A 23,286-nucleotide genomic window follows, 5' to 3' on the forward strand; every position below is an offset into this window, starting at 1 on the left:
TTATTTGAGGATTTTTATTTGGATTTATGTAATGAGTTTTTCATAGTTGAAGATATGTTTTTCGAGGTGTAAAAAGGAAAGGTCCCTCCGTTAAAGATATACGCCTATAAAATAAGCGTCTACGCATTTAACGGAAGAACCTTTTAATTACTTTGTGTATATAAGTGGATAGCTACTTTATATTTACTTAATCAAACTGATAGAACGTTTGAGGAACTTATCGAGTGCAGCACCCTGAAGCATACCATTCTGTAGTAATGCCAAGTCGATGAGTTGATGAACAATATCATTACCCTTAGCATATGCAGCAACAATAGCTTTCTTCTTGTCTTGAAGTTCAGAAACAGTCTTCTGAGTATTCTGCATATCGTCCTTCTCCTCCTGTGTCACTTCCTCAGTCTTCTTGCTATCTTGTGACTGATGCAAAGCTGCCAAACGTGCCTCTTGTCCCTTCAGTTCGCTTGCTATTGGTTTCAATTCCGTTGCAGTGTTAGCCGTGATGTCGTCAAGAACCTTCTTTACTAATGGGTGGTCGGCATTAAGAACGAGATTATAAGAATCAGGCAACTGAGCATAGAAACCCATTCCCTGCTGGAACTGACTCATCTCCTTCATACGGCGCATATACTCGTTTTGTGTTACGAGAACTGGCTGGAAAGACTCTCCGAGTGACTGTACATCAACTGTGAAGTCTGCTTTCTCGATTGTAGGAATCTGTGAACGGAAAGCCTCTGACAAATTGTCAGATTCTTCTACTGACAGATTATTCTTTGGTGCATCTTCCTTCTGAATAATGCGATCAACGATATCTGAGTCAACACGTACGTAACGTGTCTTCTCCAGCTTCTGCTCAAGCATTGAAAGCAACGGTACATCCAACTGTCCGCTTGCATCAATAACGCTATACCCCTTCTGCTTTGCAGCTTCAATATAGCTGTACTGCTCCTCCTTGTTACTTGTATAAAGGTTTACAAGGTAGCCCTCTTTGTCGGTCTGATTATCCTTAATGAGTGTGTTATACTCCTCAAAGGTGAAGTACTTGCCTTCGGTATCCTTGATAAGAGAGAAGTCCTTTGCACGCTCGTAGAAGTCAGATTCTGAAAGCATTCCGTAGTTGATGAAGAGCTTAAGATCATCCCATTTCTCCTCAAATTCCTTTCGACTCTCTTTGAAAATACTCTGCAGTCTGTCAGCAACCTTCTTAGTTATATAGGTTGCAATCTTCTTCACATTCGCATCACTTTGCAAGTAGCTACGGCTTACGTTCAGAGGAATATCTGGAGAGTCGATAACACCATGGAGCAATGTAAGGAACTCTGGTACAATTCCCTCGACCTGATCGGTTACGAAAACTTGGTTGCAATAGAGCTGAATCTTATTACGTTGCAGTTCGATATTGTTCTTTACACGTGGGAAATAAAGTATACCCGTGAGGTTGAATGGGTAGTCAACGTTCAAGTGAATCCAAAACAATGGCTCGTCATTCATTGGGAAGAGCGTACGATAGAAGTTCTTGTAGTCTTCATCCTTCAAACCTGATGGTGCCTTTACCCACAAAGGTTCAACGCTGTTGATGATATTATCTTCTTCAGTATCAACCATCTTGCCGTCTTTCCATTCAGTCTTCTTACCAAAGACAACAGGAACAGCCATAAACTTACAGTACTTGTTTAGCAGTTCTTCAATCTTTGATTTCTGCAGGAATTCCTTGCAATCATCATCGATATAAAGGACGATATCGCTACCACGATCCTCCTTTTCTGCATCTTCAAGTGTATATTCTGGGCTACCATCACAGCTCCATTTTACAGCCTTGCTACCTTCTTTATAGCTCTTAGTGATAATCTCCACCTTCTTTGAAACCATGAAAGAAGAATAGAATCCAAGACCGAAATGACCGATGATTGCCTCTGCCTTGTCCTGATATTTCTCAAGGAAGTCATTGACACCAGAGAAAGCAATCTGATTGATATACTTCTCAATCTCCTCAGCGGTCATACCGATACCGCGGTCGCTGATAGTCAATGTTCCAGCCTTCTCATCTAAACTGACACGAACACTCAAATCACCCAACTCGCCTTTGAAGTCACCTGTTGCAGAAAGAGTCTTCAGTTTTTGAGTAGCATCAACAGCATTTGACACCATCTCACGCAAGAAGATGTCATGATCTGAATATAAGAACTTTTTGATAACGGGGAAGATGTTCTCAGTTGTAACCCCGATATTTCCTTTTTGCATAGCAATATAAATTTTAATTGTTTTTATTTTGCATAGGTAATAACAAACTCCGTGCCATCTATATATAATACTTAATTTAGAAATAAATTCTCATTCCTTTGGATTTCTTAAGAATGTTATATACTTTTGCCAATGAGAATATAATAAACAACAGGCTAATGTCCGTAACTCATTGCTTGAAAAGTAATAGCTTTCCGTCTATGGAATATATTTTTTTATTCGAAGCATTTACGTATTGAGTTGAGAGTAAAGCAAGATGATTTCAGCCATGCAACATTATAGTACATTTTCAGTGTAATGAACATTTAAACTTTTAGATAATGAAAAAAATATCTATCATGTGCTTGATATTTCTAATAGCTTTATCTATATATGCGGTATCAAGACATCAAAACGGAATAAGAATATCTCCTGAACAAAAATTCAAACTGTGGCTTAATGATACTGTTAAGCATATTAAAGGGAAATATACGATTAGTTTTGATTCTACGTTATTAACGATAACTGATAGCTTTTCATACATAGTTAAGGATGGGAAAACGACATATAGTTCCAATATGAATAACTCAGAAGCTATACAAAAGATGCTGAAGAATGCCCATGAACCTTCTTGTTTAAATTACAGAGTCATTGCAGTTAGGTATGATGAGTTTACGCCAACAGAAATAGACTTCCTTAAATATGAGACTTATACAGAGTTTCCTCTTATAAAGATCATAGCAAGAGATATGATTATAAATTATAATGAAAATAGATCTAATATCAATAGTGCTTATATAATAAATAGTCAACTCAAAGATACAACATTAGTTGAGTTTAGCTATGAAGGGAATAAGGTTATAAAAAGACATTATAAGAATAATCGTACTAAGAACAGAATAACCTATTAATCAAGAGCCCTTGAAATATTTTTGCCCATTTGCGGTAAGAGGTTATCCCTCTCTGTACTTTCAATTCCAATTCTTTTGTATGATAGATTGTTTAGTTCCTCAGATTATAAGAAGTGATGAATATATATCTGTCCTTATATCCAACCGTGCTTTATCCCAATATGTGTGGACTTCAAAGTTATCATAATTTTGTAGATACTCAACACGCTACAATGAATAATGTTCTCTTTCGAAAGCTAACATATATACATTAAGAAAACGCCATCTTGTTCTAAGGAGCAAGATGGCGTGTAAATAATTATGGTTGTGTCCAATTACTTGATATTCTTAAGAACAGCAAGGAGGTGATCCCATACCATTTGAACTGTAGGAATAAGCAGACACTCGTCTGGTGTATGAACATAACGAAGTGTTGGACCAAAGCTAATCATATCTAAATGTGGATACTTCTCAGAGAAGAGGCCGCACTCAAGACCTGCGTGAATACCAAGAACGAGAGGTTCCTTACCGAAGATATTCTTGTATTGCTCAACTGCAACGTGTACTAATTCTGAGTTAGGATTCATCTTCCATGCAGGATAACTGTCATCTACAACAATCTCAGCACCAGCCAACTCGAAACATGCACGAACAGTATTGGTCATGTTTACCAAGTTACTCATTACGTTTGAACGCTGTGAAGAGACAACTGTTAACTTATTCTCCTCTGTCTGTATGCTTGCAACATTACTTGAAGTTTCAACCATATAAGCCAAGGCTTCATCCTGGCAGTTGGTCAATGGACCGTTGTCAAGTGCCTGCAAAGCAAGGATAACGTTATGAGAAATCTGCTTTGGCATAACTGGAGCAGCATCTGCACTCTCAAGATTCCATACCATCGCGGTGTCAGTAACATGGAACTCGTCTGCAACCTCTGTGCTAAAGATATTCCAATCTGCCTTAACGGTCTCTTTATTAGCTGAAGGAACGGCGAAGAGTACCTTACCATCACGTGGGATAGCATTGTGCATCTTACCTGAATTCCAGTAGCTTAAACGAAGGTCCATCTTAGCCTGTTCAGCATAGAGGAAGCGTGCAAGGAGTTTGATAGCATTGGCGCGCTTCTTATTGATGTCATCACCAGAGTGACCACCAACCAGACCCTTCAAGCTTGCTTCCATAAAGAAGTAGCCTTCTGGTGCATTCTCACGCTCAAAGTTGAATACTGCTGTTGTACTATTACCACCCGCACAACTTACAAAGATTTGACCTTCATCCTCAGAATCAAGGTTGATGAGATAGTTTCCTGTCATGAAACCAGCCTCCAACCCAAAGGCACCAGTCAAGCCAGTTTCCTCATCACGTGTAAAGAGACATTCGATAGGTCCGTGCTCAATATCATTAGAGTCGAGGATAGCCAACTCATAAGCCATGCCGATACCATCATCAGCACCGAGTGTTGTACCCTTTGCATGAAGCCACTCGCCATCCACATAGGTTTGAATAGCATCCTTGTGGAAGTCAAATTCTATGTCAACGAGTTTGTCACATACCATATCCATGTGACTCTGGAGTACTACTGTTGGAACATTTTCCATACCTTTTGTAGCAGGTTTAGAAATCAGAACATTGCCAACTTTGTCAACCTTTACGTCGAGGTTGCGCTCCTTAGCAAACTCCTGTAAATAACTAATCATCTGCTCTTCATGCTTAGATGGACGTGGTATTTGATTGATTTTAGCGAACTGCTCAAAGACACAAGCAGGTTTTAATTCTACATTTGCCATTTTTAATAATATTTTTTTTTGTAATCTTGCTGTTTTATATTACCTTTGCGGTCAATATTAAATGCAAAGATAAAGAAAATGTTTGTAACATTATTGTTAACATTGTTAATAATTGCTATAGCTATGTTGCTCCTCGGAGTACGTGTGTTATTCAAGAAAGGTGGGGAGTTTCAGTCGCAGCATATATCGGATAATGCATATCTAAAGGAGAAAGGTATCCATTGTGTTATTGACCAAGACAAGGAAGCCCGAGTTAGAAATAAGGCATATTAGGAGAAATAATCAATTAAATACAATAGAAATGAAGAAATCATTTAGCAAAATGTCAGTGCTTGCTATGGCAGCATTCGCTTTTGTTGCATGTAACAATCAGCCAGTGAAGAATGATACAGCAGCTGGCAAGGCTGAAACATCTACAGCTGCTCCAGCTGCAAATAGTCAGAAAGTAGCTTATGTAGAGATAGACTCTATCATGAGCCAGTATACTTATTGGAAAGATGTTACTAAGCTTGTAAAGGCAAAAGAAGCTAATATCCAGCGTACATTGGCTGGTAAGCAGAAGGCTATTCAGGCTGCAGCTGCTAACTTCCAGCAGAATATTCAGGCAAATAAGTACACACAGGCACAGGCACAGCAGATTCAGGCAAGTATCCAGAAGCAGGCTCAGGATGCTGATGCTTTGCAGCAGCGTCTTGGTGCTGAGTATCAGAACGAGGTTGCTAAGTATAACAAAGCTCTCTCTGACAGCGTGCATAACTATTTGAAGGAGTATAATAAGGATAAGAAGTATAGTATCATTCTTGCTAAGAGTGGTGATAATATCCTTTATGCTGATCCTGCTTACAACATTACAGACGATGTTGTTAAGGGTATGAACCAGGCTTACAAAGGTATGAAGAAGTAATTTGTGGGTTCACAGTTACTTATTAAATAGATATAATAAAACCAGTCGTAATTTACGGCTGGTTTTGTTTTTATAACATAGTATCATAGAAAGGCAAAAAGTTTACTTTCTTGTTTTGTATAGCACTTCCTGATAGTCATCTCTCTATAAGTTTTATATGCCACTCTTCTCTACAGATTTTAACGACCACTATAACTCTAATATTTCATATTTTACAGTTGTGTTGGTGCTTCGCACATATCGTGTTGATGGTAAGCACCAATAGTGCTGAGCGTTTAATACCATGCAAAATATGGCTTTGTTGTTCTCAACTTGTTGTTAGATAAGTAGAAGACTGTTACAAATCAAACATAATCTCTTTGATTTAGTAGTTTACTTGTCTAAATAGATTCAACATTTGCGAGTGTGTTGTTTAATCCTTATGGGTATTGCTATAAATAATGATTTAATCCAATTCTAACTCATGGTTGAGGAAATCTATTATTCTTTCTTTTTGATGTATCAACATGTAGTGTTTCTCTTTCTCATCAAAAAGTAGCACAGCTTTCGTTCCACATCTTTGTAGTCGTTTAGTAGAAGTTGGGAGGTTATTAGAGCTATTATCTTGTCCTCCACCTATATAAAAGTACTTCTGAATGAGTCTTTTTAACGACATCACAGGATGTAGAAATATATGTGATGGTCTTAAATTTATTATCAAAGCTTCGTAGTGCAATGTTAGATGCACTTCCACCATTTGATAGACCAATTAAATGTAATCGACTTTCATCAATGCTATATCCTTCTTTTTTAAGCATGGGAAGGTAAAACTTGAATATTCTGTTAATGTCTTCATGACTAAAAATACCTGAAAGATTGTGTGTTGCAATGCTAACAACGAAGCAATTTTTCAAGCTTGAGAAAAGTCCTTGATAAAGTTCCCAACTACCCAAATAGCCATGGGCGAATAATACAACAGGGTACTTTTTTGAAGAAGTGTAATGTTGTGGCTTTGTTATATAAATACCATTGTAGTTTGTCCCAAACTGTTCATTATACGCTTGGGCTATAGCAAATGAGCCAGGATTGCTGAATTGCCATGACAATTGATTGTATTGAGCGTAAAAACTTAACGCCTTACCATTCCAGAAGTCATTTTGAGCCTCACGGATAAAACGTCCTCCAAGTTTTTTTATCAAAGTTGGCTCTCCAGCTGGAGGTATAATTGCAGAAACTTTCATGCCTACATTCATTATTTCTTCCTCTGGGAATATTATGTTTAGCAGGTAGATCTTTATCGGTGTAGCAATATGTTTACCTGTCTTGTCAATGTATGCTAATTGTGTTCGACCGCGCTGATAATAGTTTGGGATAGTAATAAAGATGGCTATTATTAGTGTTGAAACCAGTAATTTATAAGATTGCTTGAACCGTAACAGCAGTGGATGAGACTTAATCCAATTCTTGTTTATCAATACAAATAGTAAGATACTTAACAAACGATACTGCCATGTTGCAAAACCTAAGATGGCCATGAATAGTAGTAAAAAAGATAAAATCTTCTTCCTCATAATCCTTTTATATTTATACTTGCAGGTTGTTATAATGCGGTCTTTTTGAGAAGGTCTATGCCATGTTTTGACATTTTGCTCTTTGTTTTATGCCCATTTGTGTTGGCCAATATATTCTCCAGCACGGGTAACATGCGATTGAGGTTACCATATTGAATCATAAAGTTCCAGAAAGGTTCAAACTTCTTCCAGCCTCCCATATAAAGGAGATGGGCCAATTGTTGCTTTATATTATCGTGCCCAAAGCTTGCCTTAAAAATATTACTCCATGAATAGAAGTTATGGTAAGCCCACTCGTAGCCTTGTTTTAACTCCTCTGCAGTCAATCCCAATGTTTTGTACACAACCGTTCGAGTATCATATTGACTCCAGTCATAGGATGTAATCCGTCCATCTCGTTCCATCTGTTGAAACAGACGAGTTCCTGGATAAGGAGTTAAAATATGAAAGGTGGCCGTTGTGATGCTATGTTCAATTCCCCAATCAACAGTTCTTTGAAATACATCTTTATCATCATGGTCAAGTCCAAAAACAAAACTTCCGTTAATCATGATACCAAGACTATGCAGTCGTTTAACAGCTGCTACATAATCTTTCGATAAGTTTTGTAGTTTGTTACTTGAACGAAGATTGTCTGGAGAAAATGTCTCGAAGCCTAAAAATAAACTTCGTAATCCTGCCTCGGCGGCTTTTTCTATCAAATTACCATTTAGTACTGCTGCAACAGTAGAGGCACTCTGAAAAACTCTACCCATGCCGCGCATACCTTCAAATAATTCTGATGCGAAGTGAGGATTACCTAAAAGATGATCATCAAGGAAATAAAGATGTCTGCCAGGTAGACTATCAATTTCAGCTAAGGCATCGTCTACCTTTCGGGTGTAAAACGATTTACCTTCGCTATAGAAGGCATCCTTGTAGCAAAAGTCACAATGATGAGGACAACCACGGGAAACAACAAGTGAGTTTGGTACAAAATACTTCTCTCTTTTAATAAGGTCACGACGTACAGGGGGAATGTTTTCAATGCTTCTCCAACTTGCTACATATCGTTTTTGAGGATGTCCTTCGCGTAAGTCTTTGATAAATCGTGGGAATGCTTCTTCTCCTGGCCCTAATATAAGTGTGTCGGCGTGTTGTGCCGCTTCATCAGGAATACTTGTAACGTGAAGACCTCCCATAACTACATACACACCTCTTCTTCTATATTCATCAGCAATCTTGTAAGCTCTATAAGCGTTAGTAACGTAAACTTGAATACAAACCAAATCTGGAGTATCATCCAACTTTAGTTTCTCAATGTGTTGATCTTGTATCTCTACATCATCATTATCAGAGAAATAGGCTGCAAGTGTCGCCAGTCCCAAAGGTGGGAAAAGCGAGTATTTGATTGGTCGCCAATAAGGGCTTTCTGCCTCTTGCAACGCTGGTAATATCATTTTTACTCTCATGCTGTCAATTCTTTATTCTTCAAGACACTATGTTATTTTAATGAGACGATTAATTAGGTGAAGCTAATCAGCGCATAGAAAATGAAGTTTAAACTATCGTCCTTAATAAATGTGTTATACAAAAGTCGTTATTACATTTCATATATGCAAACTTTTTTCAAGAAAACTCAATTCGATTAGGCTGTACTTACATTTTCTATTCTAAAACAGATATATTCTATTTCTATCAATAATATTCTTGTTATTGCTGTGTTTTTTCATCGAATAAAAGAAAAAGACAACAAAAAATTTTGAGGTATGAAAATAAAGTACTATCTTTGCACTCGCATTTGAGATAATGCTTGGTAATTCGGTTATAGGCCATCTTGGAAGGATGGGTGAGTGGCTGAAACCAGCAGTTTGCTAAACTGCCGTGCGCATTCGCGTACCGGGGGTTCGAATCCCCCTCCTTCCGCTTTATCTCATAATCTCAAATGTATTTTGGTCGATTCATCTAATGGTTAGGATACAAGATTCTCAATCTTGGCATAGGGGTTCGATTCCCCTATCGACTACCAAACATCCTCTTAGTAAGAAATAATTATTTTGGTCGATTCATCTAACGGTTAGGATACAAGATTCTCAATCTTGGCATAGGGGTTCGATTCCCCTATCGACTACCAACCGAAAGTTCAGCTATTAAGCTGGACTTTTTTATTATATAAGGTTATGTGATTTTGTGGGGAGGTAGAAGGGGGCAGTTCTAAAACCGGGTGTGGTTACATTTTATTTGTGAAGCTGCTTGGGTATTACTGAATTTCAATTTGCTGTCACTGCTATCATCTGTTGTGTGTGCTTAACTTGTTAGTCTACAGGAAAATAAATGAAGTGTTAAAAATGACAGGAAATTGAGATAAAAATATTCTTGTAAGATATGTGTATGTGCGATGAAGTTAAGAATAGTTTTATGATAAAATCTTTTCTATCTATTTAAACTCAAATAGGTTGTTAGCTTCTAAACATATTTCCTTTCTCATCGAGCAGATTAGCTGTCTTTTTGGTGCGAAGGTAACGAGCTACGTCAGGTTACAAAGACAAACAAGATGTCGATAATAAATAAAAGATGTTAGGAAACAATAGCATAGTAATAAGAACTATACACATTGTGGTCTAATGACCGGTTGCGGTTAAATACATACTTGTAGATTAATCTATTTTTATTGGTGTCCGATAAAACTTTTTTTGCGTTCATATCTTTTTAATTCAGAATAATAAAAAAACGGGCTGATTGTTTTGCACATTCAGCCCTTCTTATTTCCTTTGTAGTTGTCATAATAAAACAATGAAATAAGATGAACAAAAGTACACATTTTATCGGACAGCCACTATATGTTCAACTGTTAAACTATTTTAATCGTGATAAAATTCTCTCTCTGAGCCAAGCTCAGGGAGGTGAACACTATATAAAGAAGTTTGATGCATGGCATCATCTTGTTGTCATGCTTTATGCAGTAATGCTGCGTTTAGACTCTCTGCGTGAGATAAAAGCCTCTCTCTTTGCTAATGTTAATCGCTTTAATCATCTTGGTTTAAAGCATTTCCCTTGTCGAAGTACCTTGTCAGATGCAAATAAACGCCGAGATTCCGAGATATTCGGTTCGATCTATATGAACCTATATGAGAAATACCGCCATGAGCTTTACTCGGACAGCCGAAATTGTGGACAGCCTAAATGGCTGAAGAATCTAAAGATAATAGATTCTACGACAATAAGTCTGTTTTCTAACTTGGTCTTTAAAGGTGTAGGACGTAATCCCAAAACTGGTAAGAAGAAGGGTGGAATAAAAGTACATACAGAGATATTTGCCAATGAGAATGTTCCAAGCGATATTAAGTTCACATCTGCAGCTAGTCATGATCAGTTTGCACTTATCCCAGAACGATACGCCAATGAGGACCTGATTGCTTTTGACCGAGCCTATATAAACTATGAAAAGTTCTCTGAACTGACGCAAAGAGGCGTTATATATGTAACTAAGATGAAAAATAATCTTAGCTTTGAAAGGATTGCTGATACAGATTACCAGATGACTACAGATTATGGAGCTGTACGCGTAGAAACCATTCTCTTCCATAAGCATACAAAGGAAAAAGATATTTACCATAAAGCAAGAAAAATCACATATCAGGATAAGACCAAGAAAGGGAAAATCAGATTCATATCTCTGCTGACCAATGATTTTCAGATGTCAGCAGAAGATATTATAGCTATCTATAAGAGACGATGGCAAATAGAAACCTTATTTAAACAAATAAAACAGAATTTCCCGCTAAGATACTTCTATGGAGAGAGTGCGAACGCTATAAAAATACAAATATGGATTACACTTATAGCCAATCTGCTTATAACCCTAGTGAAGAACAAAATAAAGAGACCTTGGAGTTTCTCAGGCTTGGCAACAATGATAAGAATTCTACTTATGAGTTATGTCTCAATACAGAGTTTCTTTGAACGGCCACATAGAGACTGGGATAGATTGATTACCCAGGTAAAAGCCCCACCAGAAGAGTTGTCATTATTCTAGTGGGGGGGCTTGGAATTTGAAATAAGAACAAATCATGCCTATTTCAGCAGGATTGAGAGAGGATATTGCAGTATATAGAGGTTTTATCGGACAGCAATAATCTATTTTCTTTTAGAATGCGCATTTATGGTTGTAAGCAACTCTCTCCTACTCTATTGTTTCGTGTAAGCTGCTTGCATAGATAATCTTTACGTGTGTGGTGTGTGAATAAAGGTAAGGTTGGTATAATGGGCTAAACCAAATAAAGGCTATAGGAAATCCTATAGCCTTTTATTGATTGTATCTTTATAGAATTAATTCTTAAAGAACTCCTTGACATCCTCGTTTGGGACCATCTGCTCATCGAAGATGTAAGCACCAGTCTTAGGGCTCTTTACCATCTTGATAACCTTTGAATATGCGCGACCATCCGTAGAACCTTCGTGGAGGGTAGCGACCGCTTTCTTTGCCATAGTCTATTAATTTTAACTATTAACTATACTACTCTTTTTAGCGAGCTTACTTAATCTCCTTGTGAAGGGTAACCTTCTTCAGAACAGGATTATACTTCATGAGCTCAAGACGCTCTGGAGTATTCTTACGGTTCTTTGTAGTTACGTAACGACTTGTACCAGCTACACCGCTGTTCTTCATCTCGGTACATTCCAAGATAACTTGGACTCTGTTTCCTTTAGCTTTCTTTGCCATGATATTTAGTCTCCTATTACCTTAATGTCCTTCCAGTCAACATAACCCTTAGAAACAGCCTGCTTGAGTGCTGCATCAAGACCTACCTTGTTAATAAGACGAAGACCAGCAGCACTAATCTTCAGCTGAATCCAGCAAGCCTCCTCTACGTAGTAGAACTTCTTGCTGAAGAGGTTAACGTCAAAGCTTCTCTTTGTACGGTGCTTTGAGTGAGACACGTTACAACCTATCTGTGCCTTCTTTCCTGTGATTTGACAAATCTTAGACATTTCTATCTTTGTTTTGTGATTCGTTAATTGATACCTATTCCAAACAGGGTGCAAAATTACAAAAAAGTTTCAAATAAGCAAAACTTTTACTACAATAATTGTTGCTTTTAAGCTTTTTTGCGAGTTTATTCGGACTTAATATCTAATTCTTTTAAGAAATCAAGGAATAGACGGATTGCTTTGTTTGTTGCAATGGCAAGATTTATGTCACGTCCGAAGTCTTCGGTTAACTTAAATGTTCTTACGTCATCTTTGTTGCCATATGCCAACCAAATAGTACCCACTGGATGTTCTGCTGTACCGCCTCCAGGGCCAGCTACTCCTGTAGATGCAATGGCAAAGTCTACTCCAATAGTTTTTATAGTGCCTAATACCATCTCACGTGCAACCTCCTCTGATACTGCACTTTTCTCCTCAAGTACTTCGTGAGATACGCCAAGTAGTTTCTCCTTTACTTCATCCGTATAAGCAACTACTCCTCCTTTATAATAATTAGATGATCCTGGGATAGCCATAATTGCTTCGCTGATACGACCACCTGTGCAGCTTTCTGCTGTTCCAATTGTGTAACCTGAAGCATAAAGGATGTCACCAATCTGACGTGATATTATCTTACTTTCAAATTCCATAAACTTATTCTTATTATAGGACTTAATTTTGTTATTATTCAAAAGTTACTTTACTAAATACTGGGATATCCATCTGTGTAAAGTCTTTGTCTTGATACTTGAAGTTACCTACACTGGCAATCATTGCTGCATTGTCTGTCGTATAGCTAAACTTTGGTATGTAAATTGTCCAACCATAACGCTCTGCATGGTCATGGAACGCATTACGAAGACCATTATTAGCTGATACGCCACCCGCAACGGCTACATGCTTAATGCCTGTCTCTTTAACCGCTAAGCGTAGCTTTTTCATAAGTATGTCGACTATCGCATGCTCAAGACTGGCTGCAATGTCTTCTTTATGATGCTCGATGAAGTCTGGGTCTTCCTGTACCCACTTCCTCATATTATATAAGAATGATGTCTTAAGACCAGAGAAAGAGTAATCAAAACCTGCTACATTTGGTTCTGCAAACTTATAAGCCAAAGGATTACCTTGGCGAGCAAGTCTATCAATGATTGGACCACCAGGATAACCGAGTCCCATTACCTTAGAACACTTGTCTATTGCCTCACCAGCAGCATCGTCAATAGTCTGACCGAGTACTTCCATATCGTTATAAGCATTCACCTTAACAATCTGAGAATTACCACCAGATACTAAGAGACAAAGGAATGGGAATGGAGGCATGTGATTGTCGTCATCGCTTTCCTTGATGAAGTGAGCCATGACATGACCCTGCAAATGGTTTACCTCAATCATTGGGATATTCAATGAACGAGCAAAACCTTTGGCAAAGTTTACACCAACCAAAAGACTACCCATCAATCCAGGACCACGTGTAAATGCAATGGCTGAAAGTTGTTCTTTAGTAATACCTGCACGCTTCAACGCTTGGTCAACAACAGGAACCACGTTCTGTTGGTGAGCTCTTGAAGCAAGTTCAGGAACAACTCCTCCGTATGCTTTATGTACCTCCTGTGAGGCTGTTACATTACTGAGGATAACACCATTCCTCAATACGGCAGCACTTGTGTCATCACAACTGCTTTCTATACCTAATATATAAATATCTTCTTTTACCATTTTCTGTTAGATTCTCTCCTAAGAGAATAAAAGACATTAATGTGTCAGAATCTCTAATCCATGTTCTGTCATAACGAAAGTATGCTCCCACTGAGCTGAAGGCTTCTCATCACCTGTGATAACCTCCCAACCATACGGGTCGTCAGCATCAATAAAGACTTTCCATGTGCCCATATTAATCATTGGTTCAATGGTAAATACCATACCAGGAACCAGTAACATACCAGTACCTTTATGTCCATAGTGAACAACATCTGGCTGCTCATGAAACTCGATACCTACACCATGCCCACAGAGGTCACGTACAACACCATAGCCATTCTTCTCGGCATGCTTCTGTATAGCATGACCGATGTCACCTACAAAGGAATAAGGCTTAGCAGCTTCAGCACCAATTTCAAGGCATTCCTTCGCTACACGAACTAATCGTTCCTTCTCTGGTGTTGTCTTTCCAATGATGAACATACGACTTGCATCTGCATAATAGCCATCTACTATCGTAGTCATATCAACATTGATAATATCACCTTCTTGAAGAACATCTTCTTTCTTTGGAACACCATGACACACAACTTCATTAATACTTGTGCATACACTCTTAGGATATCCCTCATAGTTCAAGCAGGCAGGGATTGCATCGTGGTCCTTGCAATACTGCATACAGATATCATCAATCTCCTGAGTATTCATTCCTGCGTGGATAGCCTCAGCGACAGCATCCAAGCAGCCAGTATTGACTATACCACTCTTTCGGATACCTTCAATCTGCTCAGGTGTCTTAATCATATCACGTGTAGGAACGAGTTTGCCCTTCTTCTCAAGAGCCATTATCTTTAAGTCCATTTCGGTAGGCTCCTGTCCTGGAAGACAATGCCACCTTTTCTTTTTCAACTGCATATCGTCAATTTTATCTTTTTGCAAGAATAAAGCAAGCAAACACAAGAAATCATGTTTCTATTTTGTGGAGTGCTGCTTAGTTTCTGCAAAAGTACTATAATTCAAAGACAAAACAAAATAAATCAAGTCCTTTCTTACAGAAGAGTCTTATTTGATATATCGTACAACAGTCTACTGGAATGTAATCAAGTAAGGGGTACTAAATCTACATGAATCTCACCTGAGGTACTTCTACCAATGTTTGGTAATAATTCTGTTTGTTAAGTCTTTATTCTTAATCAAAAAGGTTTAGTTTGTTCTCTCTTGCCTTACTTAGAGACAAAACCTTTTGTTGTTCTTCTTTATAACCAGCTCTTAGCTTTTCGTATGTTGCGTCTAACTCTTTGCAGAAGCGTTCACGCTCTTTTTCATTAAGCAGTGCGGCTGCTATGGAAGGATTGACAGAAGCGTCTTTAACCCATACAACTGGGGCGTCGTATAATGGAGCAATCTTCAGTGCAACATGAAGTTGAGAGGTTGTTGCGCCACCAATCATAACAGGAATATTCAGTCCCGCTTCCTTAAAAGCTACAACACTATTTACCATCTCCTGAAGGCTTGGTGTAATGAGACCAGACAATCCGATCAAGTCAACATTCTCTTCCTTGGCTTTCTTAATAATCTGATCAGCTGGCACCATAACACCCAAATCAATGACTTCATAGTTGTTACAAGCCATCACAACGCCCACAATATTCTTTCCGATATCGTGCACATCGCCCTTTACAGTAGCCAATAGCACCTTTCCTGCAATAGCCTTACCATCTACCTTCTCCTTTTCAATATAAGGTTGAAGGATAGCTACAGCATCTTTCATTGTGCGGGCAGTCTTGACAACCTGTGGTAAGAACATCTTACCAGCACCGAACAAGTCGCCTACTTCGTTCATACCCTGCATCAAAGGACCTTCAATAATGTTCACAGCGTGTGGATACTTCTCCAATGCTTCATGAATATCTTCATTCAAATAGGTTGAAATACCCTTGCGCAGTGCATATTTTAATCTATCTTCCAAAATGTCATTACGCCATGCTTCCTGCGCAACTTTCTGCGTAGCACCACCATTCTTTTGTGCTTCTTTTTCCTCAAGAATCTTGTTAGCTAATTCTATCAGTAGTTCGTCGGCTCCCTCTACCCTATCCAGAACAACGTCTTCAATTATCTTCAGATGGTCTTCTGGTATATCGGCGTATGTCACTTTGGTAGCTGGATTGACAATACCAAAGTCCATACCCACCTGAATGGCATGATAAAGGAATACGGCATGCATAGCTTCACGGATATAGTTATTACCTCGGAAACTAAATGAAAGGTTACTTACACCACCACTAACGTGCGCACCCGGTAGGTTCTTCTTTATCCATTTCGTTGCACGGATGAAATCGACAGCATAGCTATTATGCTCTTTCATACCCGTACAAATAGCAAGAATATTTGGGTCGAAGATAATGTTCTGAGGTGGGAAACCCACTTTCTCGGTAAGAATCTTATAAGCTCTTTCAGCTATCTCAATACGACGCTCGTAGCTTGTTGCTTGTCCTTCTTCATCAAAGCACATCACAACAACAGCTGCACCGAAGCGCAGTACATCCTTTGCGTGGCGAATAAAGACCTCTTCACCTTCTTTCAAAGAAATAGAGTTGACAATCGCTTTACCCTGTACACATTTCAAAGCGGATACAACTACCTCCCAGTCAGATGAGTCAATCATCAATGGAACACGGGCAATCTCTGGTTCTGATGAAATCATATTGACGAAATGAGCCATCTCATCTTTTGCCTCCAACAGACCATCGTCCATATTGATATCCAGTACTAACGCTCCATCATCCACCTGTTTACGAGCAATTGTCAGCGCTTCCTCGTAGTTCTTTTCTTTGACTAAGCGAAGGAACTTACGGCTTCCGGCAACGTTACAACGCTCACCAACATTCACAAATGATATTTCTGGAGTTAATCGGAACTGCTCAAGCCCAGAGAGAATCATCTCCTTTGGCGCATCAACAGGTATATGAGGTTTCTTTCCTTCAACAACCTTTACGTAGCCGGCAATGAACTCTTCTGTTGTTCCACAACAGCCACCAATGATATTCACAAGCCCTTCATCCACGAATGAAGCCATCTGTGGCACCATGATTTCTGCTGTTTCATCATACTCCCCCATCGAGTTTGGCAGACCTGCATTTGGATGGATGCTTATATAATAAGGTGCTTTAGCAGCTAACTCCTTCAAATAAGGGCGCATCTGTTCTGCTCCGAACGAACAGTTAAGACCAACAGAAAAGATAGGATAAGACGATACTGATGCAAGGAAAGCATCGAGTGTCTGACCACTAAGCGTTCTTCCAGACAGGTCGGTAATGGTAACTGACAGCATAATAGGTAAATCGATACCCGCCTTCTTCATCTCTGACAATGATGCATCAATTGCTACTTTAGCATTAAGCGTATCAAAGATAGTCTCAATCAAAACAGCATCAATCCCCCCTTCTATCATCGCTGCAACCTGCTCGCTATAAGCATCAAAGAGTGCATCATACGTAAGGTCACGCTTAGCAGGGTCGCTTACATCAGGCGACATCGAACAAGTCTTGTTCGTAGGACCAATACTCCCTGCGACAAAACGAGGCTTGTCTGCGGTCGAATATTCATCAGCACACTTACGTGCAAGCTTCGCTCCTGCAAAGGCAATATCACGGGAGAAACTCTCCATGTGGTAATCTGCTTGTGAAATGCGCTGTGCAGAGAAGGTGTTAGTACTGATAATATCAGCTCCCACCTCTAAATAGCGACGATGAATATCCTCAATGATATCAGGGCGTGACAGATTCAACATATCATTATTACCCTGATAATTGAGCATCTGTAAAAGTTCAAGGTTACCTCGAAAGTCTTTTTCCGTCAAGTTATACCCTTGAATCATGGTGCCCATCGCACCGTCTAAAATTAGTATTCTATCTTTAATGTTATCCCTTAACTTCATTATGCTTTAATAATGTTTCTTTGCCCGATCCATTTCTCGTCGGTCTTCTTTTTCTTTTAGTGTTTGGCGTTTGTCGTATTCTTTCTTACCTCTTGCCAAGGCAATGTCGACCTTTGCTCGTCCGTTCTCATCGATAAAGATAAGTGTTGGAATAATGGTGAAGCCAGGAGTCTTTGAGTCAGCCTCAAGGTTGCGTATTTCTTTTCGGTTCAATAGGAGCTTTCGTGGACGTTTTGCCTCATGATTGGCATACGAACCATAGAAATAAGGAGATATGTTCATCCCCTGAACCCACATTTCACCTTTTGTTATATAGCAGTAAGAATCAACCAACGAAGCCTTACCAGCACGTATAGACTTTATCTCCGTGCCAGTAAGAACAATACCTGCTGTGTAAGTATCAACGAAGAAATATTCAAAAGAAGCTTTCTTGTTTCTTATCTGTATAGGTGATTTCTTTCTTTTCTCTTGTTGTTCCTTATTCATTTTCAATTGTTGCAAAATTCTCAATATGGTCATCGATATAGGCTGCAATCATTGCACACCAACGTTCTTCATTGACCACAAACTCATCATCAAACTCGTCAAATTCAGGCATCTGTTCGTATAAAGCCATGAAATCTTCGTCAGACTCAACAGCTTCGATCGCCTCGTGATACTTTTCGTAATACTTTTTTCCGTGACGAATGTGTGTGTATAACTCACGAATTCCCCAGTTGCGCATTGCTACGGCAAAAGGATTTTTGAAGATAAAAGCACCATAACCATTGTATATCAACTGGACATAACCGCCATCCATCACTTCCTGATGGAGATAACTCCATGCTAACAGTGTTATCTGATCAGCATTTAGTTGCTGCATAGCTTCCAATGTCAGCTTATTATCTATTGCATTGCCAATAGCATCAACAAAGACCTGAACAAAACTGTCCATTCCTTCTTCAACGGCTTTGCGTATATCGCTATCTTTTATTTTGACGTCAATCATTGTTATATCTTTTGTAATACAATTCTAAGGGTTATGCATGTATCAGCAGAGAGAAACAGCCTTCAAACTATTGAGTGTAACTCGCTTCCACTTTGCCGAGTGCAGCTTATCTTTTGCAAAGATAACTTTTTTTTCTCGATTATGTCTTTATGAATAGGTATTTCTTTCGTATAAGCTTATATACAAGCGAATAAAGAGGGTTCTAAAAGACTTAAATCTGTCCTATGCTATTTTTTTTAAATGACTTTTTATCCGTAATTTTAATCACGCTTGCTATGAAATATGTTTACATATATCTTTGTCTTTTTACTCGAAAAAGAGTCTTAAAGCAATATTTTGATAACCTTTGTAATGTTCTGTAAATCAGAATATTGTGTGGGTAGTTAAATACAAGGTGCTTAATACGACTCTTAAAGGGCGTTAGTTAGCCTTCAATTGGGCGTCTTTTGCAAGGCAATTAAGCCTTAATAAGAACGCAATTAAGCCACTTTTAAATTATTGGTAATGAAAATATGTGACAAAAGAGTGTGCTTCTTCTTTCTTTTAACGCAAACATTTCTACTTTCCTTATTCTATCCAACATGTCTTATCCCTATAAAGAAATCATTGTATTCTATCTCTCCTACCTTCAGCTAATATCTTTCACCCATACAGAAAAAGCCCACTCATTAAAATGAGCAGGCTTTAATTCTATAGTTATAAATTGATTACTCTTCAACTGGAGTGAAATCATCCTTACCTACACCGCAAAGAGGGCAAACCCAATCATCTGGAATATCCTCAAATGCTGTACCTGGCTCAATGCCACTATCTGGATCACCAAGTTCTGGGTCATAAATATAACCACATGTCTCGCATTCGTACTTCTTCATAATGCTTCTGTTTATAATGTTAAAAATAAATTTAATTTGAATTATATCGCTTGCAAAGTTACAAGTATTTTGTAATAATTACACAATTAAATAGTTAAAAAATGCTATTGAATTAAAGGGTTGATATTACTTATTTATTCAAAACTTATTGATTTATAGGTAAATACAATACTTGTATGTTTGGTAAAAAAAGAATCTTTAAGGATTTAATTCGTACATTTCACTTGGTATTTTTCGTTTCAATACTTCAAGTTTAAATTCCTTTCCAATGATTATTCCACTATCACGTAAAACAGCCTCAATCGTTTTCTTAGCCAGTTCTGGATGATTATTCTCGTCACTCAGATGGCATAACCATACATGTCGTAAAGCAGGTGAAGCATTCTCTACAAGTGCTTTTGCACAGGCTTCATTACTAAGATGTCCGTTTGGTCCACTGATACGTTCCTTTAAATGCCGTGGATATGGACCAGCAGCCAACTTCTCTGGTTCATGGTTTGCCTCAATTACCAAGTAATTAGAAATAGAAATAAACTGAGCAATCTCATCTGTGATATGTCCACAATCGGTGATTAATGTAAATCGAATACCCTCATATTCTACAGAATAACCAACACAGTCTGTGCTATCATGGGGTACTCCGAAAGGGGTTACTTTAAATTCACCAATAGTAATCTCTTCGCCTTTTTGTACGAATTTAACGTATTGTTGATCGACTTTACGTCTTACACACCAGTTCTGACTAATTCCTCTATGAACATCTTTTGTTGTATATACAGGTAGTTGCAAATCACCACTTATAGAGCCAACAGACTTCACATGATCGGCATGATCATGGGTGATGAGCACATTATGAACCATATTTAATTGCAGACCATAGTTGTGGAAATGCTTCTTTAATGAGCGAATACCAACACCACAATCAATCATTAGACAGTCTGTGTCAGTATATAAAAGATAGCAATTACCACTACTACCACTGCCGAAAGATAAAAACTTCAGCATTATATTTTTATTTTAGGCAAATGTAACAAAAGTATTTTGATAGACAAAATTATTGTTTATATCTGCCTTATTATACACTTTACTTTTAGGAATAATTAAACATAAAAGTATCTATGAAATGACTAAAATGGAAGTCCTACGGCGAAATGGAACGTAAAGTCTCGTTTTAGATTTGGATGCCATAAAGCATAATGCTCTTCCGTACTTGTATAAGCAGGGTTAATGGCTTTCATACCACCATCAAATCGAAGTATGAAGTAATCGAAATTGAGTCGTAAACCAAGTCCGTATGCAACCGCTATTTGATTATAGAAACTCTTAAAGCTAAACTGTCCGCCTGGTTGGTCAGCATAGTCACGTAGTGTCCATATGTTTCCTGCATCTATGAAGGCTGCTGCATCAAGTTTCCAAAACAGATGTGTACGATACTCTGCGTTCAAATCAAGCTTCATATCACCAGTCTGGTTGATAAAGTCTATTCGACCATCAACACCCTTAAACTTACCTGGTCCCAACTCTCTTACGCTCCAACCGCGAACAGAGTTGGCACCACCAGAGAAATAACGTTTCTCAAATGGAAGTACAGTACTGTTGCCGTAAGGTATCGCAATGCCCAAGCCACCATGTAAGGCTAAGGAGTTACGCTCGTCAAATCGTAGTATCTTAGTATAATCGAAGTCGAACTTTGCATATTGTGCATAGGCAATATTGAAAAGTGTTCGTTTTCCTTCGCTATTCTTTTTAAAGTTGAAGACACCACTCAAGCCATTCAGTAAGTTGCCTGCCAATTCCATTCTTGCTCTGAATGCTTGGTTTGCACCACTATAATTCACACCAAAACCTGTTCGTAAAATAAACAAATCTTGATAGTTATATCGAAGAATGGCATTGCGTGTTGTCGCATTGTCGAGGTAATCATGCTTAAAGGTCTCGCTAATCCACGGCATATATACGTAGCTGAGGTTAAGGAGATCAAAGTCGTATGTAAGGTGACGAACAGGATCTAACCAATGATATTTCCAAGCAGAAGAAAAGACTCGACGATGGAACTCTGGTCTGTTTTGTAGATTCCAGCCCACAGATACCTCTGATGTTGCACTACTCTTTCTCTTAAAGTTCTTTGATATGAATGGAGCTAAGAAGCGAGGGAACTGTAGATGTGCTTGTACACTATACTCCTCATAGTCGCTATTCTTATAGCCCTCAAGACCTTTGATGGCCTCAAAAGCAGCACGGAACTCCAAACTTAAATGTTCACTACCCCTAAAAAGGTTCCTATTCTGATAAGAAAGTACGGCTGCTGCACCTAAATCTCCTGCTGTATTTGTTCCTTCTGGTTGGAAAGAGATGGTGTTTGGCTTATTGTTTGAAACCTGAATATCAGCATCTAAATAATGTGTAGAAGATGTTGTATAGGTAAATGTCTTACCTATCACCAAACTATCATAGCGAGGAACTTCCCTAAAATTGATGTTCGTATAGCGTACTGCACCAAGACGAGAGAAGTTGTTATAAGTCTTTTGTAAGTCTGTAGCCGAGAAGTATTTGCCTTTTTCTATTAGCGTATTGTCTTCCAATACTCCCTTTCTAAGATGAAAACCTGTAGAATCACCTGGAATAAAATTGACGTTATTGATGATATAGCGTGGGTGTAATGTTGGTTTAGCATCACTATTCTCAACGTATTTCATTAAGTGTAAGGTCACGTTTACATGCTGTCTACCTTGCGTAGAGTCTGCAGTATAATACATGAAGTCCTTATGAAATCTGTAAAAACCAGAGTCATTCAGGATATGTGTCAGTCTTTTACGCTCGTCATCCAAGGATGTAACGGTAAACTGATGTGGTCGATCAGTATCTTTTTTGAGGTAAGGAGCAAGTACTCTTTCAATGACAGAATCCTCTATCTCATAGTTAAATCGATTAATAATATAAGGGTTGCCTGGGTGAAGTAGGTAGTTAAGGGTCAGTTTCTTTCCTTTAACCTTTTTCTCTACGTCTACAGTCGCATTCATGTAGCCCATATTCTGCATTGCAACCGTCAAATCTTCTGAAGAAAGGCGAGCCTGAACAGAATCATACAATACAGGTTCCTCTCCCATTCTACGTAGTGTACGGTTAATCCATTTTGTTGTATCTTCTCCCGCCATAGCGTAAGTTCCTAATGGAATCTTAAAGAGAGAGAACCAACGTGAGTTACCTTTTTGACGTACGTACTGCATCAGAAGTGATGAGTTAACGTCCTTTCTATCAGAACGTAGCTCTACCTTATCCAAAAGATATTGCCCATCAGGTACAAACTTATCTGATGAACACGCTATGACAACAAGTGTAGTCATAACGATAAGGAGGGGTGTGAGAAATCTATGTGACTTTGGAAATAGCATTGATATTCTAATTTGTTAATCCCAAAATAATACACGTAATTGCAAAGAAAGTAGACTTTCAATTTGCCGAACGCAGCTTATTTTATGCAAAAATAATGCAA

General features: G+C 38.4%; 20 protein-coding genes and 3 tRNA genes. 7 read left to right on the forward strand and 16 right to left on the reverse strand.

Annotation, left to right across the window (positions count from 1 at the left end; all coding sequences use genetic code 11):
* Nucleotides 1-183: 183 nt before the first annotated feature.
* Complete coding sequence (gene htpG / locus HMPREF0659_RS08905) at nucleotides 184-2,238, reverse strand: molecular chaperone HtpG (RefSeq protein WP_013265097.1); 2,055 nt, start codon at nucleotides 2,236-2,238, stop codon at nucleotides 184-186.
* Nucleotides 2,239-2,558: 320 nt separating this feature from the next.
* Here htpG and HMPREF0659_RS08910 point away from each other — a divergent pair, with 320 nt between their 5' ends.
* On the forward strand, nucleotides 2,559-3,128 hold the full coding sequence (locus tag HMPREF0659_RS08910) for a hypothetical protein (RefSeq protein ID WP_044046058.1): 570 nt from the start codon (nucleotides 2,559-2,561) through the stop codon (nucleotides 3,126-3,128).
* A 314-nt stretch (nucleotides 3,129-3,442) separates the two neighbouring features.
* On the opposite strand, the gene HMPREF0659_RS08915 is transcribed toward HMPREF0659_RS08910, so the two are convergent.
* A complete protein-coding gene (locus tag HMPREF0659_RS08915; RefSeq protein ID WP_013265676.1) occupies nucleotides 3,443-4,894 on the reverse strand; it encodes an aminoacyl-histidine dipeptidase in 1,452 nt (483 codons plus the stop codon).
* Between the two features lie 78 nt (nucleotides 4,895-4,972).
* Between HMPREF0659_RS08915 and HMPREF0659_RS12910 the strand changes: the two genes are divergently transcribed.
* Both HMPREF0659_RS12910 and HMPREF0659_RS08925 read left to right on the forward strand, forming a co-directional pair.
* Nucleotides 4,973-5,167 (forward strand): hypothetical protein, encoded by a 195-nt coding sequence (locus HMPREF0659_RS12910; RefSeq protein ID WP_036864978.1) that lies wholly within the window; start codon nucleotides 4,973-4,975, stop codon nucleotides 5,165-5,167.
* Between the two features lie 28 nt (nucleotides 5,168-5,195).
* A complete protein-coding gene (locus HMPREF0659_RS08925; RefSeq protein WP_013265375.1) occupies nucleotides 5,196-5,798 on the forward strand; it encodes an OmpH/Skp family outer membrane protein in 603 nt (200 codons plus the stop codon).
* A gap of 599 nt (nucleotides 5,799-6,397) precedes the next feature.
* Here the strand turns inward: HMPREF0659_RS08925 and HMPREF0659_RS08930 are convergent.
* Both HMPREF0659_RS08930 and HMPREF0659_RS08935 read right to left on the reverse strand, forming a co-directional pair.
* Entirely contained in the window at nucleotides 6,398-7,348 is a 951-nt protein-coding gene (locus HMPREF0659_RS08930) for an alpha/beta hydrolase (RefSeq protein ID WP_013265480.1), read from the reverse strand.
* Between the two features lie 29 nt (nucleotides 7,349-7,377).
* The gene (locus HMPREF0659_RS08935; protein ID WP_227985701.1) at nucleotides 7,378-8,787 is read right to left on the reverse strand and encodes a B12-binding domain-containing radical SAM protein; all 1,410 of its coding nucleotides are present in this window, start codon (nucleotides 8,785-8,787) and stop codon (nucleotides 7,378-7,380) included.
* A 379-nt stretch (nucleotides 8,788-9,166) separates the two neighbouring features.
* On the opposite strand from HMPREF0659_RS08935, the gene HMPREF0659_RS08940 reads away from it, so the two are divergent.
* The 4 genes from HMPREF0659_RS08940 to HMPREF0659_RS08955 all read left to right on the forward strand — a co-directional run bounded on the left by HMPREF0659_RS08940 (nucleotide 9,167) and on the right by HMPREF0659_RS08955 (nucleotide 11,363).
* Nucleotides 9,167-9,253, forward strand: a tRNA-Ser gene (locus HMPREF0659_RS08940).
* A 28-nt stretch (nucleotides 9,254-9,281) separates the two neighbouring features.
* Nucleotides 9,282-9,356: transfer RNA gene (locus HMPREF0659_RS08945), tRNA-Glu, on the forward strand.
* A gap of 30 nt (nucleotides 9,357-9,386) precedes the next feature.
* A tRNA-Glu gene (locus HMPREF0659_RS08950) sits at nucleotides 9,387-9,461 on the forward strand.
* Nucleotides 9,462-10,130: 669 nt separating this feature from the next.
* Nucleotides 10,131-11,363 (forward strand): IS4 family transposase, encoded by a 1,233-nt coding sequence (locus HMPREF0659_RS08955; RefSeq protein WP_013264582.1) that lies wholly within the window; start codon nucleotides 10,131-10,133, stop codon nucleotides 11,361-11,363.
* A gap of 293 nt (nucleotides 11,364-11,656) precedes the next feature.
* Here the strand turns inward: HMPREF0659_RS08955 and HMPREF0659_RS12460 are convergent, their stop codons facing one another.
* The 12 genes from HMPREF0659_RS12460 to tamL form a co-directional block, all read right to left on the reverse strand.
* Nucleotides 11,657-11,815 carry a DUF4295 domain-containing protein gene (locus tag HMPREF0659_RS12460; RefSeq protein WP_004359785.1) on the reverse strand — a complete coding sequence of 53 codons (159 nt, stop codon included), beginning with the start codon at nucleotides 11,813-11,815 and terminating at the stop codon, nucleotides 11,657-11,659.
* Nucleotides 11,816-11,861: 46 nt separating this feature from the next.
* A complete protein-coding gene (gene rpmG, locus HMPREF0659_RS08960) occupies nucleotides 11,862-12,050 on the reverse strand; it encodes a 50S ribosomal protein L33 (protein ID WP_004359784.1) in 189 nt (62 codons plus the stop codon).
* A gap of 5 nt (nucleotides 12,051-12,055) precedes the next feature.
* Complete coding sequence (gene rpmB, locus HMPREF0659_RS08965; protein ID WP_004359782.1) at nucleotides 12,056-12,319, reverse strand: 50S ribosomal protein L28; 264 nt, start codon at nucleotides 12,317-12,319, stop codon at nucleotides 12,056-12,058.
* A 125-nt stretch (nucleotides 12,320-12,444) separates the two neighbouring features.
* Entirely contained in the window at nucleotides 12,445-12,948 is a 504-nt protein-coding gene (locus HMPREF0659_RS08970; protein ID WP_013265917.1) for a CinA family protein, read from the reverse strand.
* 34 nt (nucleotides 12,949-12,982) lie between these two features.
* Nucleotides 12,983-14,014, reverse strand: a complete 1,032-nt coding sequence (tsaD, locus tag HMPREF0659_RS08975) for a tRNA (adenosine(37)-N6)-threonylcarbamoyltransferase complex transferase subunit TsaD (protein WP_013265291.1) — start codon at nucleotides 14,012-14,014, stop codon at nucleotides 12,983-12,985.
* 36 nt (nucleotides 14,015-14,050) lie between these two features.
* A complete protein-coding gene (gene map, locus HMPREF0659_RS08980; protein WP_044046184.1) occupies nucleotides 14,051-14,911 on the reverse strand; it encodes a type I methionyl aminopeptidase in 861 nt (286 codons plus the stop codon).
* A gap of 274 nt (nucleotides 14,912-15,185) precedes the next feature.
* A complete protein-coding gene (gene metH, locus HMPREF0659_RS08985) occupies nucleotides 15,186-17,933 on the reverse strand; it encodes a methionine synthase (RefSeq protein WP_013265413.1) in 2,748 nt (915 codons plus the stop codon).
* A gap of 6 nt (nucleotides 17,934-17,939) precedes the next feature.
* Nucleotides 17,940-18,419: an SsrA-binding protein SmpB gene (smpB, locus tag HMPREF0659_RS08990; RefSeq protein ID WP_013265180.1), complete on the reverse strand. Its 480-nt coding sequence runs from the start codon at nucleotides 18,417-18,419 to the stop codon at nucleotides 17,940-17,942.
* Entirely contained in the window at nucleotides 18,412-18,921 is a 510-nt protein-coding gene (locus HMPREF0659_RS08995) for a DMP19 family protein (RefSeq protein WP_013265644.1), read from the reverse strand. The genes smpB and HMPREF0659_RS08995 overlap by 8 nt, the downstream gene beginning before the upstream one ends.
* A gap of 707 nt (nucleotides 18,922-19,628) precedes the next feature.
* The gene (gene rd, locus HMPREF0659_RS09000) at nucleotides 19,629-19,793 is read right to left on the reverse strand and encodes a rubredoxin (protein WP_013265795.1); all 165 of its coding nucleotides are present in this window, start codon (nucleotides 19,791-19,793) and stop codon (nucleotides 19,629-19,631) included.
* A 198-nt stretch (nucleotides 19,794-19,991) separates the two neighbouring features.
* Complete coding sequence (locus HMPREF0659_RS09005) at nucleotides 19,992-20,798, reverse strand: MBL fold metallo-hydrolase (protein ID WP_013265223.1); 807 nt, start codon at nucleotides 20,796-20,798, stop codon at nucleotides 19,992-19,994.
* Between the two features lie 122 nt (nucleotides 20,799-20,920).
* Nucleotides 20,921-23,185: a translocation and assembly module lipoprotein TamL gene (tamL, locus tag HMPREF0659_RS09010; RefSeq protein ID WP_013265768.1), complete on the reverse strand. Its 2,265-nt coding sequence runs from the start codon at nucleotides 23,183-23,185 to the stop codon at nucleotides 20,921-20,923.
* Nucleotides 23,186-23,286 lie beyond the last annotated feature (101 nt).

This window comes from Prevotella melaninogenica ATCC 25845 (assembly GCF_000144405.1).
Lineage (GTDB): Bacteria > Bacteroidota > Bacteroidia > Bacteroidales > Bacteroidaceae > Prevotella > Prevotella melaninogenica.